Annotated in this window: 13 protein-coding genes; 9 read left to right on the top strand and 4 right to left on the bottom strand. The window is 59.5% G+C overall.

The window, feature by feature from the left end:
• Window positions 1–9: 9 nt before the first annotated feature.
• Both trpS and ppsR read right to left on the bottom strand, forming a co-directional pair.
• The gene (trpS, locus tag QVF59_RS17200) at window positions 10–1,035 is read right to left on the bottom strand and encodes a tryptophan--tRNA ligase (RefSeq protein ID WP_287881428.1); all 1,026 of its coding nucleotides are present in this window, start codon (window positions 1,033–1,035) and stop codon (window positions 10–12) included.
• 392 nt (window positions 1,036–1,427) lie between these two features.
• The gene (gene ppsR / locus QVF59_RS17195; RefSeq protein ID WP_089085530.1) at window positions 1,428–2,249 is read right to left on the bottom strand and encodes a posphoenolpyruvate synthetase regulatory kinase/phosphorylase PpsR; all 822 of its coding nucleotides are present in this window, start codon (window positions 2,247–2,249) and stop codon (window positions 1,428–1,430) included.
• A gap of 333 nt (window positions 2,250–2,582) precedes the next feature.
• Here ppsR and ppsA point away from each other — a divergent pair, with 333 nt between their 5' ends.
• Both ppsA and QVF59_RS17185 read left to right on the top strand, forming a co-directional pair.
• The gene (gene ppsA, locus QVF59_RS17190) at window positions 2,583–4,970 is read left to right on the top strand and encodes a phosphoenolpyruvate synthase (RefSeq protein WP_287881427.1); all 2,388 of its coding nucleotides are present in this window, start codon (window positions 2,583–2,585) and stop codon (window positions 4,968–4,970) included.
• A gap of 171 nt (window positions 4,971–5,141) precedes the next feature.
• Window positions 5,142–5,486 (top strand): YgiW/YdeI family stress tolerance OB fold protein, encoded by a 345-nt coding sequence (locus QVF59_RS17185; protein ID WP_287881426.1) that lies wholly within the window; start codon window positions 5,142–5,144, stop codon window positions 5,484–5,486.
• 84 nt (window positions 5,487–5,570) lie between these two features.
• Here QVF59_RS17185 and QVF59_RS17180 read toward each other — a convergent pair whose 3' ends face one another.
• Together QVF59_RS17180 and QVF59_RS17175 are read right to left on the bottom strand one after the other, a co-directional pair.
• The gene (locus QVF59_RS17180; RefSeq protein ID WP_287881425.1) at window positions 5,571–6,752 is read right to left on the bottom strand and encodes an FAD-dependent monooxygenase; all 1,182 of its coding nucleotides are present in this window, start codon (window positions 6,750–6,752) and stop codon (window positions 5,571–5,573) included.
• Between the two features lie 127 nt (window positions 6,753–6,879).
• Window positions 6,880–7,818 (bottom strand): LysR family transcriptional regulator, encoded by a 939-nt coding sequence (locus QVF59_RS17175; protein WP_287881424.1) that lies wholly within the window; start codon window positions 7,816–7,818, stop codon window positions 6,880–6,882.
• A gap of 249 nt (window positions 7,819–8,067) precedes the next feature.
• On the opposite strand from QVF59_RS17175, the gene QVF59_RS17170 reads away from it, so the two are divergent.
• The 7 genes from QVF59_RS17170 (at window position 8,068) to QVF59_RS17140 (ending at window position 16,599) form a co-directional block, all read left to right on the top strand.
• Window positions 8,068–8,679 (top strand): short chain dehydrogenase, encoded by a 612-nt coding sequence (locus QVF59_RS17170; protein ID WP_159875075.1) that lies wholly within the window; start codon window positions 8,068–8,070, stop codon window positions 8,677–8,679.
• A gap of 70 nt (window positions 8,680–8,749) precedes the next feature.
• Window positions 8,750–9,634, top strand: a complete 885-nt coding sequence (locus tag QVF59_RS17165) for a DMT family transporter (RefSeq protein ID WP_287881423.1) — start codon at window positions 8,750–8,752, stop codon at window positions 9,632–9,634.
• A gap of 183 nt (window positions 9,635–9,817) precedes the next feature.
• On the top strand, window positions 9,818–10,885 hold the full coding sequence (locus QVF59_RS17160) for a carbonic anhydrase (RefSeq protein ID WP_287881422.1): 1,068 nt from the start codon (window positions 9,818–9,820) through the stop codon (window positions 10,883–10,885).
• 426 nt (window positions 10,886–11,311) lie between these two features.
• Window positions 11,312–13,978: a bifunctional acetaldehyde-CoA/alcohol dehydrogenase gene (gene adhE / locus QVF59_RS17155; protein ID WP_287881421.1), complete on the top strand. Its 2,667-nt coding sequence runs from the start codon at window positions 11,312–11,314 to the stop codon at window positions 13,976–13,978.
• Window positions 13,979–14,309: 331 nt separating this feature from the next.
• Window positions 14,310–15,113 (top strand): helix-turn-helix domain-containing protein, encoded by an 804-nt coding sequence (locus QVF59_RS17150; RefSeq protein ID WP_287881420.1) that lies wholly within the window; start codon window positions 14,310–14,312, stop codon window positions 15,111–15,113.
• Between the two features lie 108 nt (window positions 15,114–15,221).
• A complete protein-coding gene (locus tag QVF59_RS17145; RefSeq protein ID WP_287881419.1) occupies window positions 15,222–16,151 on the top strand; it encodes a DMT family transporter in 930 nt (309 codons plus the stop codon).
• 118 nt (window positions 16,152–16,269) lie between these two features.
• The gene (locus tag QVF59_RS17140) at window positions 16,270–16,599 is read left to right on the top strand and encodes a DHCW motif cupin fold protein (RefSeq protein ID WP_159875079.1); all 330 of its coding nucleotides are present in this window, start codon (window positions 16,270–16,272) and stop codon (window positions 16,597–16,599) included.
• Window positions 16,600–16,619 lie beyond the last annotated feature (20 nt).

The following is a 16,619-nucleotide window of genomic DNA, read 5'->3' as shown; positions in this document are numbered from 1 at the left end:
GGCGGCGGATCAGTAGTAATTCAGCCCCATGGCTGCCTTTACCTCACTCAGGGTGACAGCCGCCACCTGACGGGCGCGCGCCGTGCCTTCCTTCAGCATGGCCAGTACGGCAGCCGGGTCGCGGGCGTATTCCTCGCGGCGCTGGCGGATGGGGGCCAGCAGCTCCTGCAGGCATTCTTCCAGATGTTGCTTGATCACAGTGTCGCCCAGCCCGCCCAGGCGGTAGTGGTCCTTCAGGCGTTTGACCAGTTCGATATTGGGGTGGAAGGCATCCAGATAGCTGAACACCACATTGCCTTCCACCTGGCCTGGGTCGGATACGCGCAGGTGATTGGGGTCGGTGTACATCATTTTCACCGCCTGACGGATTTCATCGGCGCTGGCGGACAGGGTGAGGGTGTTGCCCAGCGATTTGGACATCTTGGCCTTGCCGTCGATGCCGGGCAGGCGCGCGCCCACCTCTGGCACCATGGCCTTGGCTTCCACCAGTATTGGTGCGGTTTCCACGCTGGCATTGAAGCGGCGCACTATTTCGTTGGTCTGCTCGATCATCGGAATCTGGTCTTCGCCCACCGGCACGATGGTGGCCTTGAAGGCGGTGATGTCGGCGGCCTGGGCGGCAGGGTAGGTGAGGAAACCGGCGGGGATGTCGCGCTCGTAGCCGCGTTGTTTTATTTCATCCTTGATGGTGGGGTTGCGTTCCAGCCGCGATACCGTCACCAGGTTGAGATAGTAGGACGCCAGCTCGGTCAGCTCCGGCACCAGGCTCTGGATGAAGATGGTGCTCTTGGCCGGGTCGATGCCCACCGCCAGATAATCCAGCGCCACTTGCAGCACGTTGTCACGCACCTTGAGGTAATTGCCCATATTGTCGGTCAGCGCCTGGGCGTCGGCCAGCAGCAGGAATTGCTGGCAGCGGTCTTGCAGCAGTACGCGGTTGCGTAAGGAGCCAACGTAATGGCCAAGATGCAGCGAGCCGGTGGTGCGGTCGCCGGTGAGAATGATGTCCTGGGAAGTGATGTCGCTCGGTTTCATGTCGTGTTCCTGTTGCTGATCAAGTAACGGAAACCATCGACAAGGCGGAACGTAGACAAAACAAAACCCGGATCCGCCTTGTCGGCAGCCTCCGGGTTGTATGCGTGCGCAGTCGCCGGTGCCACCTCAGGAGAGGCGCCACCACCAGTTGAAGGATGCGAATGCGATGCGGGAGTTCATGTTTTCTATCACACCACGGCGCAGCAGCAGGCGTCAAGCGCAATGCGCCGTGTGTTGCCACAAGGCCGCAGCAGGTTTTTTATCAGCGGCTTTCAGGGTGGCTCACAAAATAGCGTAGCGTCCCTGGGGCAAGGCGCGCCGACGTGGACAGTACACGGGGTACGGCAAGGAGGCGCAACGCAGCACCAGGGGTTTTGTGAGCCGCTTGTGTCTTAGAAACGACGGGTCAGCGTGGCCTTGTGCATGATGGTGGTGGCAATTTCCTCGATCGACTTGTGCGTGGTGCTGATGAAAGGCACACCGTGGAAGCGGAACATGGACTCGGCCTCGTTCACCTCGAAGTGGCAGTTGTCCAGGCTGGCGTACTTGGAATCCGGACGCCGCTCCTGGCGGATGTGGTGCAGGCGGGCCGGGTCGATGGTCAGGCCGAACATCTTGTTGCGATAGGGCAGCAGCATCTTAGGCAGGGTGGGGCTGTCCAGGTCTTCCGGGGTGAGCGGATAGTTGGCCGCCTTGATGCCGTATTGCAGCGCCAGGTACAGGCAGGTTGGCGTCTTGCCGGAACGCGACACCCCCACCAGGATGACATCGGCTTCGGCCAGATCTTTCAGCTTCACGCCGTCATCGTGGTTGAGCGAGAAGTTAACCGCCTCGATGCGGTGGTCGTATTTTTCCTCGCTACCCACGCCATGGGCCTTGCCCAGCGTCAACGAGGCCTTCTGACCCAGCTCCGCTTCCAGTTCTCCGATAAAAGTGTCGAAGAAGTCCATCACCAGCGCATTGTCGATATGCAGCACTTCGCGCACTTCCGGATTGACGATGCTGGTGAACACCAAGGGCTTGAGGTCGTCGGCTTCGGCCACTGCGCGGATATGGTGGGCCACCACCTGGGCCTTTTCCACCGTATCGATGAAGGGGATGGCTTCGCGCTTGAAATCCAGCGTGTCGAACTGGGTCAGCAGGGTATTGCCCAGCGATTCGGCAGTGATGCCGGTGCGGTCAGAAATGAAAAAGGCGGAGCGGCGGTGTGGCATGGATGCACCTGTTTCGGAAGCAATGGGGAAAATGTTGCAGCAGATTATACCCTCGGCTGCCCTGCGTACGGCAGCTGGGTGTAGTTGACGGGAGATTTGCCACGAATTGGCCATGATCCGCCCCTGCCGTGGCTTTTGTTGTAGTTGCCACACTACATTGCAGTCACAAATCTGCAAAGAAACGCCCCTGTATCGACCATTCCTGGGCGCAGTTTGCATTGATATGGGGCAAACCCTTGCGTTGTGCGCCGCAAAATGGGCTACGCAAATGCAGTGGTATTCGGCTAGAATGCGGGTTTTCTATCCGTCCAATCCAATACAGGAAGTGAAGTGATGGCAGAGAACTACGTCATCTGGTTCGAGAAGCTGCGCATGACTGACGTTGAACAGGTAGGCGGCAAGAATGCCTCCCTGGGCGAAATGATCAGTCAATTGGCAGGCTCGGGCGTCCGAGTCCCCGGTGGTTTCGCCACTACCGCGGATGCCTACCGTGATTTCCTCCAGCACAATGGCCTGGCCGACAAGATCAGCGCCGCGCTGTCCAAACTGGACATCGACGACGTGACCGAGCTTGCTCGTGTCGGCAAGGAAATCCGCCAGTGGATCATCGACACACCTTTCCCGGCCAAGCTTGATGAAGATATCAAGACTGCCTGGGACAAGATGGTCGCCGACTCCGGTGGTGCAGATATTTCCGTAGCAGTCCGTTCTTCTGCAACCGCAGAAGACCTTCCCGATGCCTCGTTCGCAGGCCAGCAAGAAACCTTCCTGAACATTCGTGGCCTTGAAAACGTCAAGGATGCCATGAAGCATGTTTTTGCTTCCCTGTACAACGACCGCGCCATTTCCTACCGCGTACACAAAGGCTTTGCCCACGATGTTGTGGCCCTGTCCGCCGGTGTACAGCGCATGGTGCGTTCCGACACGGGTGCTGCCGGTGTGATGTTCACCATCGACACCGAATCCGGCTTTGAAGACGTGGTGTTCATCACCGCTTCCTATGGCTTGGGCGAAACCGTGGTGCAAGGTGCGGTCAACCCTGACGAATTCTACGTACACAAGCCGACCCTGAAGGCAGGTTGTCCGGCTGTGCTGCGCAAGAACATGGGTTCCAAGCTGATCAAGATGGAATTCACCGATGCATCCCAGGCTGGCCGTTCGGTCAAGACCGTGGATGTGCCGGCAGAACTGCGCAAGCAATTCTCCATCACCGACGCCGAAGTGGCCGAGCTGGCTGAATACGCGCTGATCATCGAAAAACATTATGGCCGCCCGATGGACATCGAGTGGGGCCGTGATGGTGGCGATGGCAAGCTGTACATCCTGCAAGCCCGTCCGGAAACCGTGAAGTCGCAGGAAGACCGCAAGGACACCCTGCGCCGCTACCGCCTGAACAACAAGTCCGCCGTGTTGTGCGAAGGTCGCGCCATTGGTCAGAAAATTGGCCAGGGCACCGTGCGCACCATCAAGGATGCGTCCGAGATGGACCGCGTGAAGCCGGGTGACGTGCTGGTGACCGACATGACCGACCCGGACTGGGAACCGGTGATGAAGCGTGCCGCCGCCATCGTGACCAACCGTGGTGGTCGTACCTGCCACGCGGCGATTATCGCCCGCGAACTGGGTATCCCGGCCGTGGTAGGTTGTGGCGATGCCACCGACATCCTGCGTGAAGGCATGCAGGTGACCGTATCCTGCGCCGAAGGCGATACCGGCAACATCTACGATGGCCTGCTGGACGTTGAAATCATCGACCTCGAGCTGGACAAGATGCCGGCTGCTCCGGTCAAGATCATGATGAACGTGGGTAACCCGGAACTGGCCTTCGACTTCGCGCAGCTGCCGAACGAAGGTGTTGGTCTGGCCCGCATGGAATTCGTGATCAACCGCCAGATCGGTATTCACCCCAAAGCCCTGCTGGAATTCGACACCCTGCCGGCCGACCTGAAGGCGACCATCAGCGATCGCATTTCCGGCTACGCCAGCCCGGTTGACTTCTACGTGGACAAGATTGCCGAGGGTGTTGCTACCCTGGCCGCAGCCTTCACCCCGAAAAAGGTTATCGTGCGCATGTCCGACTTCAAGTCGAACGAGTACGCCAACCTGATCGGCGGTCAGCTGTACGAACCGCACGAAGAAAACCCGATGATCGGTTTCCGTGGTGCAGCGCGCTATGTGGCTGAATCCTTCCGTGACTGTTTCGACCTGGAATGCCGCGCCATCAAGAAGGTGCGCGACGAGATGGGTCTGGTCAACGTGGAAGTGATGATCCCGTTCGTCCGTACCCTGGCTGAAGCCGAGAAGGTTGTTGAGATCCTGGCTGCCAATGGTCTGAAGCGTGGCGAAAACGGCCTGCGTCTGATCATGATGTGCGAACTGCCGACCAACGCTGTGCTGGCCGACAAGTTCCTGCAGTTCTTCGACGGCTTCTCTATCGGTTCCAACGACATGACCCAGCTCACCCTGGGCGTGGACCGCGACTCCGGTGGCCCGATTGCCGCTACCTTCGACGAGCGTAACGAAGCCGTGAAAGCCATGCTGCACATGGCGATCCAGGCTTGCCGCAAGGCCGACAAGTATGTCGGTATCTGCGGTCAGGGCCCGTCGGATCATCCGGACTTTGCCAAGTGGCTGGTGGAAGAGGGCATCGAAACCGTGTCCCTCAACCCGGACACTGTGGTGGAAACCTGGCTGTACCTGGCTCGCGAACTGAACGCCTAAGCCTGCATCTGCCGGCTAGACAGAAACCGCCCTTTCGAGGGCGGTTTTTTTTGGTGCTCCGCTTGGGTATGGCTGGACTAAAGGATGGGGAGTGTGATGACTGCTTTAAGCATGGCTTAAGCTCGTCAGACTTAAATGGTGAGGCACTTTCCCATCACAAAAGGACGCATCATGAAAAAAATTCTCGCCATTCTGAGTATCACCGCCATCCTGCCCTTGAGCGCGCATGCTGAATTTGTCGGCGAAGGCAGCACGCCGGTACTGACGACGGTAGCCAAGGCCATGCAGGCGGCCGACCACAGCCCGGTGCTGCTGGAAGGCAACATCCTGCGCCAGATCGATAAAAAGCATTACGAGTTCAAAGATGCCAGTGGTACGGCAAAAGTGGAAATTGACAGCAAGTATCTGCCGGCTGAAAAATTTACCGCGCAAAGCAAAGTCCGTTTGCAAGGCAAGGTAGACAAGGAATTTTCCGGTAGCAAGATTGATGTCAAACAAGTGGAAATTCTTAAATAGCCCGACTGAGTCAGTGTGGGCATGAAAAAACCGGACGTTTGTCCGGTTTTTGTTTTGCTGGCAGCGAGGTCTGTCAGGTGAGGCTCAGCGCGGCAAGCCCAGAGCGTAGCGGATGACTTCACGTTTGAGCGGGCCGGCCTTGTCGGCCAGTTTCAGCCCCAGCTTGCGGGCGGCCTTTAGTGGACCGATGTTGTTGGCGAAACCGAAGCAGAAGGCGTCCATGCCGGTTTGCATGGCCAGATTGGCCGGTTTGCGGCGTCGTTCGTAGGCTTTGAGCACACTGATATCGGCAAAGTCACGGCCTTCGCTGACGGCGCGGCTGATGATGTCGGCCAGCTCGGCCACATCCTGAAAACCGAGGTTGACCCCTTGCCCGGCCAGCGGGTGAATGGTGTGGGCGGCGTCACCGGCCAGCACCACGCCATCCTTGGCATACGTTGCCGCATGGCGACGGGTGAGGGCGAAGGAGCCACGCGCCAGCAGCTGGCGGATGCCGCCCAGTTTTTGTGGGAAGGTGGCGCTGAAGGCGGAAACCAGTTCTTCGTCGCTCAGTGCCAGCAGGCGCTTTACCTCGGTGGGCGTGTTGTACCACACCAGTGAGGCATGCGAGCCGGTGAGCGGCAGGAAGGCTTGCGGGCCGGTGGCGGTAAAGCGTTGCCAGGTGATGTCCTGCTGGCCGTATTCCATTTCGCAGCTGGCCACCAGCGCATGCATGGGGTAATCCCAGCTGGTAATGCCGATGCCAGCGGCGTCGCGCACCTGGGAGCGGGCGCCGTCGGCGGCCACCAGCAGGCGGGCCACCAGTACGGTGCCGTCTTCCAGCGTGACGCGGGATGCCTTGGGTGAGTAGACAATGCTGGCAATGCGTGCCGGGCAGATATAGCGGATGTCGTCTTTCTCTTGCAGGCAGGCGGTGGTGGCCAGCTGCACGATGCGATTTTCCACAATGTGGCCCAATGCGTCCACACCGGCTTCGGCGGCATCAAACAGGGTGCCATTGCGCTCCTCGTCTTCCCATACCTGCATGCGGCGGTAAGGCGCGGCGCGCATGGCCATGATGCGCTGCCAGGCGCCAATGCCGTCCAGCAGGCTGGCCGAGGCCGGGCTGATAGCCGAGACACGCAGGTCGGGTGGCTGTGCCGGGTCGAACGCGGGGGGAGCGGTCTGCTCCAGTACGGCCAGTTTCAGGCCTTTGCCACTGAGTGCGCAGGCCAGGGCGCTGCCCACCATGCCCCCGCCGACGATCAAGATATCCAGATGTTCCATTGCTGCCCTCATGCGGCGCACTGCGCCTGATTCTCGATTGCTTTTCTGACGCGCGATTGTGGCAAAAGCCGGTCGCAGCTGCTTTGGTCTGGATCAAGGGTCTGGCCGGGGCCGTGTGCTGGCCGTGTCAGGCTTTTTCACCGGAATATAGCGGCCGCTCTTCCAGCACGGCGCGCAGGCGCGGGGTGACGTGCTGGATGAAGGCTTCATATTTTTTCGGCAAGGGCTGGCGGTAGGGAAATACCAGATACACCGGCCAGCTTCCGCCTTGCCAGCCCGGCAGTACGCGTACCAGATGCCCGCTTTCCAGATAATGGCTGGCCACATAGTGCGGCAGCAGGGCCACGCCGTGGCCGGCAATCAGGCCGGAGATCAGCGAGGCGTACTGGTCGCATACCAGCATGGGGCGGGTGGTGATGGATTTGAGTTCTCCGTCTTTTTCCAGTCGCCATTCACGGCCATATACATGGTGGCTGTTGAGCAGGATGCGGTGGCGACACAGGTCATCCGGACTATTCAGCGGTGGAGCCTTGGCCAGATAGTCCGGCGAGGCGTAGGGTGCTTCCCAGACAAAGCCCAGCGGTTTGGCCACCAGCCGGTCGTCATGCACATTGCGCGAGCGGATGCAGAAGTCCACGCCGTCGTTGATGGGGTCTTGCAAACGGTTTTCCGCGCGTAGCTCCAGCTCCAGGCCGGGGTGGCAGGCGGCCAGCTCGGACAGCATGGGCGCCAGCAGGTATTGGGCGAAGGAGGCGGTGGCGCTGATGCGCAGCGGACCTTCGATCAGTCCCTGCGCCTCTTCGATGTCCGGCCCCACTTTTTCCAGCATCTCGCGTAACTGGCGAGCGTGCGAAGCCAGGCGCTGTCCGGTTTCGGTCAGTGCCACGCGGCGGGTATTGCGCAATACCAGTACCGTGCCCAGCTGTTGTTCCAGCTCCTTTACCAACTGGCTGATCCGGCTTTTGGCACAGCCGATGTCATCGGCGGCGGCGGTAAAGCTACCTTTTCGGGCCAGCGCATCAAAAGCTAGCAGGGCATCGGGCGTAGGGGTGCTACTTGTTTTCATGACAGAACAGTGTGTGGGAAGGGCTAGGTATTTGACGGTATTTTTCACGATATTAGCATAGGGATGGCCCTGTTTTTTGAACAGTGCCAAGAATTTTCCCAGTGAGCTGTCTCGGAGGCGTGATTATCCTGAATTGTTTTAAATGTTGAACATTGAAGTCTTTTTTTCAGGATTAATCAGTTAATTCGCCCTGTGTATCATTGATTGGCATGTTTTTTTGAACGATTGTCAATCATGAAAGGCAAGGCAATGAAAGTATTGGTTATTGGTGGACGCGGTGTTATCGGGAGTGCTGTGGTGGCGCTGTTGTCCGCGCAGCATGAGGTGTTGGTGGGTGGGCGTAATGGTGGTGAGGTGCGAGTGGACATGACCGACCCGGCCAGTATCGAGGCCATGTACCAGGCGCATCCTGATCTGGATGCCGTGGTAGTGACCGCCGGCCACGTGCCGTTCAAGCCCTTGCAACAGCTGAGCGAGGCGGATTGGCAGTCAGGCTTGCATGACAAGCTGATGGGGCAGGTGCGGCTGGTGCAGATCGGGGCGCGCCATCTACGGCCGGGAGCGGTATTCGTGCTGACTTCCGGCCTGCTGGAGCGTGAGCATATCCTTGGCGGCAGTTGCGCCAGCGTGGTCAATGCCGGCCTGGCGGCCTTTGTGCGCTCCGCGGCACAGGAATTGTGGGGACAGGCGCGGGTGAATCTGGTCAGCCCCGGCGTGGTGGCGGGGGATGAACGCGGTGCCGAGGCTTTTGCCGGTTTCACGTCAATAAGCCGCGAGCAGCTTGCACAGCGTTATCTGCGCGCCCTGAGTCAGCCCTTGACTGGCAAAGTGCTGGAAGCCTTTGCCGAAGTAACGCGCTAGAGCCGGATATGGGAGAATGACCGCCGCCGGTGATGGTCGCCGGCGGTTTATCTTTTGCAATGGATTGCTCATGTTGCCCACTTTTGCGCTCAGTGCCGCCATGCTGCTGTGGGCCAGTGCCTTTATCGCCCTCAAAATCGTTTTTGCCGTGTTCGACCCGCTGGCGGTGCTGTTCGCCCGCATGGTGCTGGCCAGCTGTTGCATCCTGCCGCTGTTGTGGCAGCGGGGGGAGCGCTGGCGTTACCAGCGTGGTGACTGGCGCTGGATGCTGGCCATGGGCCTGGCCGAGCCATGCTTGTACTTTTTGTTTGAGGCGCAGGCGCTGGTGAATACCAGTGCCGCACAGGCATCGGTGATTACCGCCACGCTTCCTCTGCTGACCGGTGTGGGGGCCATGCTGTTCCTGCATGAAAGGATGAGCCGGCGTAGCTGGCTGGGGCTGGCCATTTCTTTTGCCGGTGTACTGTGGCTGACGCTGGACAACCAGGTGAGCGCCCAGGCACCCAATCCGGTATTGGGCAATGCGCTGGAGTTTTGCGCCATGTTGTGCGCCACCGGCTATGTGCTGATTGCCAAGCGGCTGTCCTTGCGTTACTCCGCGCTGGCCATCACCGGCATGCAGACCCTGCTGGGTAGCGTCTGGTTCGGTGCTGCCTTGCTTACCCCGTGGGCGCATTGGCCCACGCATTTTCCGCCGTTGCCCAGCCTGCTGGTGGTGTATCTGGGGGTGTGCGTGACGTTGGGGGCCTATGGCTTGTACACCTGGGCGGTCAGCAAGATGCCGGTATCGCGGGCATCTGCCTTTATCAATCTGATTCCACTGTTTACCGTGATACTGGCCTGGCTGCTGTTGGGTGAAACCCTGGTAGCGCCGCAGTGGTTTGCCTGTTTGCTGGTGTTGGGCGGGGTGTTGCTGGGGCGGGAGCGGCCGACGAGCGTGCTGGCTGAAGGTTAAGTTTGGTAAAAACTGGCCGATATGACGAGTAGCAGTGGTTGGCAGCATGATCGCTGCCAATAGCCAGGGCGGTGATGACGACCGGGTCAGCATAAAAAGAGAACAGGCAAGCCAGCCGGCAACACTACCTGGGCAGGCTGAGTGAAAACGGCATCTCTTACCAACAACAGGATGCAAGGTGTGATGAACAAGACATGGCAGATCCGCTCGCGGCATGCGGCGGCAGTAATACTGGGGGGGAGTTTGCTGGCAGCAATGGTACAGGCGGAGGAAAAAGCCGCCGCCCCTGCCGAACACGGCAAGCCGATTGTATTGCCGGGTAAGCAGGCTGCCTCTGCTGCGGCTGAGAGCCCAAGCAAAACCATCGTGCTGCCGGGCAAGCTGGCGGCATCCATGGCGGCGGCGCGGGCCAAGCCCAAGGAGCCGGAGATATTGCAGCCCGAGGTGAAGCAGGCTGCCGCACCGCAGGTCAAGGCTCCGCTTGGCCCCAGCCCGGAAGTACATGCACCGGGCGGGGCTGCTCATGCAGCAAAACGCACGCTCAAGCCGCATCGAGCCAAACCCAAACCGGTGCTGCCAAAGCCGGCGGAGAGCAGCCACGACGAACACGGCCATGGCTCCGAGGTGCAGCAGGTGCGTGCGGCAGTTACCACCATCCTGCACGACAATACCGACTATATGGCGCACCACAGTGCCACCTATTTCAAGACCTTTGCCGACAAGCAGACACCGCGCGCTACCGTGGTGACCTGCTCCGATTCGCGGGTGCAAAGCGAGGTGATGGACAAGGGTGCGGTCAACGACCTGTTCATGGTGCGTGATATCGGCAATCAGCTGGCCACGGCAGAGGGCTCGGTAGAGTATGGAGTACGTCATCTGCACACCCCCTTGCTGATTTTTGTCGGTCATGCCGCCTGCGGTGCCATCAAGGCGGCCTCGGCTGATTACAGCAAGCTAGAACCGGCTATCCGCAAGGAACTGGCCACCATCAATATCCCGCAAGGTATCGACCCTACTGATGGTGCTTTGTTGAATGTGAATAACCAGGTGGAAAGCGCCATCCTGAAATTCTCCGGTGAGGTGGAGCAGGGGCATCTGGCCATCCTGGGGGCGTTCTACGATTTCCGTAACGATCTGCACCAGGGTGCAGGCAAGCTGATCATTACTAATCTGAACGGTGAAACCGAGCCTGCCAGGATTCGCGAACTGATGAAGCAAGGCCAGTATTTCAAGTACAGCTTCATGCGCTGAACGCCAGCCCTCGGCTTTGTCCCATCCACCGCCACCGCGCCATTGCGCCGTGGCGGTTTTTGTTTTGGCGGCAGGTGGCCAAGCCTTGCTGTAAGCAGGCCGCTACAAACCATTGCTATTGCTGTTTCACGCGGGCGCTCAATTGATTCAGCTGTGCGATGAAATTGCTGCGCAGATTTGGCCTGGCGCAAAACGCTGGCTAAATAAAGGGAGTAATCTGGCTTTAATTAAGAAGATGCCTTGAAAACAAAGGCTGTCTGACAATTTTACCGTACAGATTAATTGACGTTTTTGTAGTGAGTTAATTACAGAAATGGCGCGGTGAGCCGGATGAAAAGATGCCGTGATTATATATCCATGTAAATGGAATAATTGGATGGCCATTGGTCCGCTCTGACAGATTTCTTTCCTTATTGGAGTAGCATCATGTCGGTTTCCACTCTTGAACAACTCGATGCGCTGGTAGCGCGTGTCAAACAGGCCCAGGCGGTTTTTGCCGAATTCTCCCAACAGCAAGTTGATGTCATTTTCCGCAGCGCGGCGCTGGCCGCGGCCGATGCGCGCATTCCGCTGGCACGCATGGCGGTGGAAGAAACCGGCATGGGGGTGATGGAAGACAAGGTGATCAAGAATCACTTTGCCTCCGAGTACATCTACAACAAGTACAAGGATGAAAAAACCTGCGGTGTGCTGTCGGAAGATGACAGCTTCGGCACCATCACCATTGCCGAACCCATTGGCATCCTGTGCGGCATCGTGCCCACCACCAACCCCACCTCCACGGCTATCTTCAAGGCGCTGATCGCGCTGAAAACCCGCAATGCCATCATCTTCTCGCCCCATCCGCGGGCGCGTCGTTCCACCTGCGAAGCCGCACGGCTGGTACTGGAAGCTGCCGTGGCTGCCGGTGCACCGCAGGACATCATCGGCTGGATAGACGAGCCTAGCGTGGAGTTGTCCAACGCGCTGATGCAGCACCCGGACATCAACCTGATTCTGGCCACCGGTGGCCCCGGCATGGTGAAAGCCGCGTACTCCTCCGGCAAACCCGCCATTGGCGTGGGCGCAGGCAATACCCCGGCGGTGATCGACGAAACCGCCGACATCAAACGCGCCGTGGCCTCCATCCTGATGTCCAAGACTTTCGACAACGGCGTGGTGTGCGCCTCCGAGCAGTCGGTCATCGTAGTGGACAGCATTTACGAGGCCGTACGCGAACGGTTTTCGCGCCATGGCGGTTACATCCTCAGTGCGCAGGAAACCGCCGCCGTGGCTGGTGTCATCCTCAACCGCGGCAATCTGAATGCCGCCATCGTCGGTCAGAGCGCGGTGAAAATTGCCGCCATGGCCGGCATTGCCGTACCGGCCGACACCAAGGTGCTGATTGGTGAAGTGAGCGATCTGAGCAATGACGAAGCCTTCGCCCACGAAAAACTGTCGCCCACGCTGGCCATGTACCGCGCCCGCGATTTTGCCGATGCCTGCGACAAGGCCGCAGCGCTGGTGGCACTGGGTGGCATCGGCCACACCTCGGCGCTGTATACCGACCAGGACTTGCAAGGCGAGCGCATCCGCTATTTTGGCGACAAGATGAAAACCGCCCGCATCCTGATCAACACCCCGTCCTCGCATGGTGGCATCGGTGATTTGTACAACTTCAGCCTGGCACCGTCGCTCACGCTGGGTTGCGGTTCCTGGGGTGGCAACTCCATCTCGGAAAACGTCGGCCCCAAACACCTGATCAACAAGAAAACCGTGGCCAAGAGGGCGGAAAACATGCTGTGGCACAAACTGCCCAAGTCCATTTACTTCCGTCGCGGCTGCCTGCCGGTGGCACTGGAAGACCTGGCTGGTAAAAAGCGTTGCCTGATTGTCACCGGGCAATACCTGCTGGAACACGGTTTTGTCGACGAGCCCATCCGCCTGCTGAAAAAGATGGGCCTGGAAGTTGAAGTGTTCTTCGATGTGCCTGCCGACCCCACGCTGGCCGTGGTGCGCAAGGGTGCAGAACTGGCCCATGCCTTCCAGCCGGACGTGATCATGGCGCTGGGTGGTGGTTCGCCGATGGATGCCGCCAAGATCATCTGGGTGATGTACGAACACCCGGAAGTGCATTTTGCCGATCTGGCGCTGCGCTTCATGGACATCCGCAAACGCATTTACCAGTTCCCCAAGCTGGGTGGCAAGGCCATGCTGGTGGCGGTGCCCACCACCTCCGGCACCGGCTCGGAAGTAACACCGTTTGCCGTGGTGACCGACGAAGTGACCGGGGTGAAATACCCGATTGCCGACTACGAACTCACCCCGCACATGGCCATTGTGGATGCCAATCTGGTGATGGACATGCCCAAGTCGCTGACTGCCTTTGGCGGCATCGACGCGGTGACGCATGCGCTGGAAGCCTATGTGTCGGTGATGGCCAATGAATATTCCGACCCGCAAGCCTTGCAGGCGCTGAAGCTGCTGAAGGACTACCTGCCATCGGCCTATCTGAACGGCGCACGCGACCCGAAAGCGCGTGAGCAAGTGCATAACGCCGCCAGCATTGCCGGCATCGCCTTTGCCAACGCCTTCCTGGGCGTATGCCACTCCATGGCGCACAAGCTGGGGGCGGAATTCGGCCTGGCGCACGGTCTGGCCAATGCCTTGCTGATCAGCAATGTCATCCGCTACAACGCGGCTGATATTCCGACCAAGCAAACTGCCTTCAGTCAGTATGACCGGCCCAAGAGCGTGGCGCGCTATGCCGAGATTGCCCGTCATCTGGGGCTGGAAGGCGAGCGCGATCATGAACGGGTGGAGAAACTGGTGCAGTGGGTGGACGAGCTCAAGCAGATGCTCAACATCCCCATGTCGATTCAGGCTGCCGGTGTGGAAGAAGCGGACTTTCTGGCCCGGGTCGACCAGTTGGCCGAAGCTGCGTTTGACGACCAGTGCACCGGGGCCAATCCGCGTTATCCGCTAATCAGCGAACTGAAGCAGCTATTGCTGGACAGCTACTACGGCCACGCCTGGCGCGAAGCCCATCTGCGCGAGGTCGCCACTGCACCTGCCGTGACTGCCAAGGCCAAGGGCAAGCTCAAGGCGGTATAAATCTTCAGCACATCACCGCACAGGCCCGGAGCACGCTCCGGGCTTCAGGCTGCTGACAAAGTGATTTGGTGCGATTGCACTGGACCCGGCAAAGCCGGGCCTTTCGACCCACTGATTGCTTCCGCAGCCTTGCCATCTATTCCCCATCCCCCCGCCCTTGCCCTGCAAGGGAGCCTCGCTTTCCTTTAGAAAGCGAGAGAGGGTTTGTCAATAATCTGGGCCCGGAGCACGCTCCGGGCTTTTTTGCGTCGGACACCGCTTAGGGGGCTGGTCGCTGTGCGGGCTAGCGCAGTAGCATGCAGACTGGTTTGCCGCATCAGGAGGAGGGCGAATGGCCGAGCGCATCGATTATTACCGTAGCGCCATGCACGGTATTCACGCCATGCAGGCCGATAGCCGCCGAACCTTTGCCCGCCACAGCCACGAGGTGTTCGGCATCGGGCTGATCGTGCGTGGTGCACAGCGATCGTTCAGCGGCCGTGGCACGGTGGAGGCCGGGCCGGGAGACCTCATCATGGTCAATCCCGGCGAGGTGCATGATGGTCAGCCGTTGGGGGAGGGGGGACGTGCATGGCACATGCTGTACATCCAGCCGGCGCTATGGCAGCAGCTGGCAACTGAGCTGGCGGAGCAGGACGGCGGTACGCCACCGCTGTTGATGCCGCAGGTGAGAGATGTCTGCCTGCGCCAGCAGTTCATGCACCTGTTTGCCCTGCTTGGCGGCAAGGAGCAGGCAGGGCTGGAGGAAGAGCAGGCCATATTGCAGTTGCTGGCCAGACTGATGCCGGCACATTGTTATCGCCCACAGCCTTCGGTTTGCTCTGCCGATATTTCCCGGGTGCGGGTACTGCTTGATGATGAGCCGACGCGCGCGCACAGTTTGTCTGCGCTGGCGGAGCAGGCCGGTATCAGCCGCTTTCGCCTGCTACGCAGCTTTACCCGCCAATTGGGTTGCAGCCCGCATGACTATCTGCAGCAGCGGCGCTTGAATCTGGCCTGTGGCCTGATCGTGCAGGGCAGTCCGCTGGCTGATGTGGCGGCTGCAAGCGGCTTCGCTGATCAAAGCCATATGAACCGTGTCTTCCTGCAGCGGCTGGGCATTACACCTGGCCGTTACATTCAGGCCATGCGCTAAGTGTTTCATCCTGCTGCTGTCCACCTCCTGCACTGCAATTTTGTCCAAGCCGGCCACGGGTGATGCCGGTTTAACTGTTGGCTTCATATCCCATGATCTGGAGCTGCTATGTCTGCGCGTCATATTCCCTATCTGTATTTGCTGCTGGCCATGCTGGCCGCTGGCAGTACCGTGGTGGTCAGCAAGTTGGTGTCCGCCAGCCTGCCGCCCTTTACTGCCACCGCCATCCGTTTCGGCATGGCTTTACCCTTGTTCCTGCTGCTGTTGTACTGGTGTGGTGGTAGCTGGTCACGTCCGTGCCGCCATGACTGGCTGCTGCTGGTGTTACAGGCCGGAGCGGGCAGTGTCGGCTATACCGTGTTGTTGATGGCCGGAGCGCGGCTTACTTCTGCTGCAAACGCCAGCGTGATGATGGGAACATTACCGATGGTATCCAGCGTGCTGGCGCTATTGCTGTTCCGCGAAAGCATGCACTGGAGGCAGGTGTTGGCGCTGCTGCTGTGTACTGCGGGGGCGCTGGCGGTGTCCTTGCGTGCCGATGCTGCACTATCTTTCAGCAGTACCGATGAACTGGTCGGCAACGGGCTGATCCTGCTGGCGGTTGCCTGCGAGGCGCTGTTCATTCTGCTTAACCGCCGCTTGCGTCAGCCATTGCCACCGCTGGTCTTGTCCTGCTATCTGTGTGCGTTGGGTTTGCTACTGGCCTTGCCGCCAGCGGTGCTGGAGTGGCAGGGCCACTGGCATGTGTCAGTGGCTGCACTGCTTGGCTTGGCCTATTACGCGGTGGTGCCAACCGTAGTGGGTTTTGTACTGTGGTATGCCGGCGCGGCGCGGGTGGCGGCGGGTGAGGCGGCGCTGTTCACTGCAGTGTTGCCGGTGTCGGCGCTATTGTTTGCGGCCGGCGTGCTACAGGAAGATATTCGCCGCTCACAGCTGTTAGGCATGGTCTGTGTGCTGTCGGCTTTGTTATTGCAGGTCTTACCTGCGGTACGTCGCTCTGTGCGGCCAACTGCTGCAGGTGCAGGGCAAGCTGAGTGAGCTGTGTGCTGCCGGTTGGCATCCGATGCCGACTGCGCTTGCAAGCAGGTCAAGTATTCTGCCATAAGTGGTTTGTACTCATGGCGAGTACTTCAACCCTTCCACACTGGAGCAGATCATGCAGATGAGCGACTTTCCCTTTGGCGTGACCGACTGGTCGGCCATTGCCCCTACCGAGCATCCCGGCGCAAGCGGCATGGCGCTGTGGCGCACCTGTCAGTTCGGCAACATTCGCGTGCGCATGGTGGAATACAGCGCGGGCTATGTGGCCGACCACTGGTGCCGCAAGGGCCATATCCTGCTGTGTCTGGAAGGTGAGCTGCTGACCGAACTGGCTGATGGGCGTCGCTTCATGCTGACTCCGGGCCTGAGTTATCAGGTGGCAGATGAAGGCGAGCCGCACCGTTCGTCTACCAGAACCGGTGCGCGCCTGTTCATTGTGGATTGAAAGCGGCTCACAAAAAACCT

The organism is Aquitalea sp. (assembly GCF_030150775.1).
GTDB lineage: Bacteria > Pseudomonadota > Gammaproteobacteria > Burkholderiales > Chromobacteriaceae > Aquitalea > Aquitalea denitrificans.
Note: the sequence above shows the minus strand (reverse complement) of the source record. Positions and strands in the feature narration are given on the sequence as shown.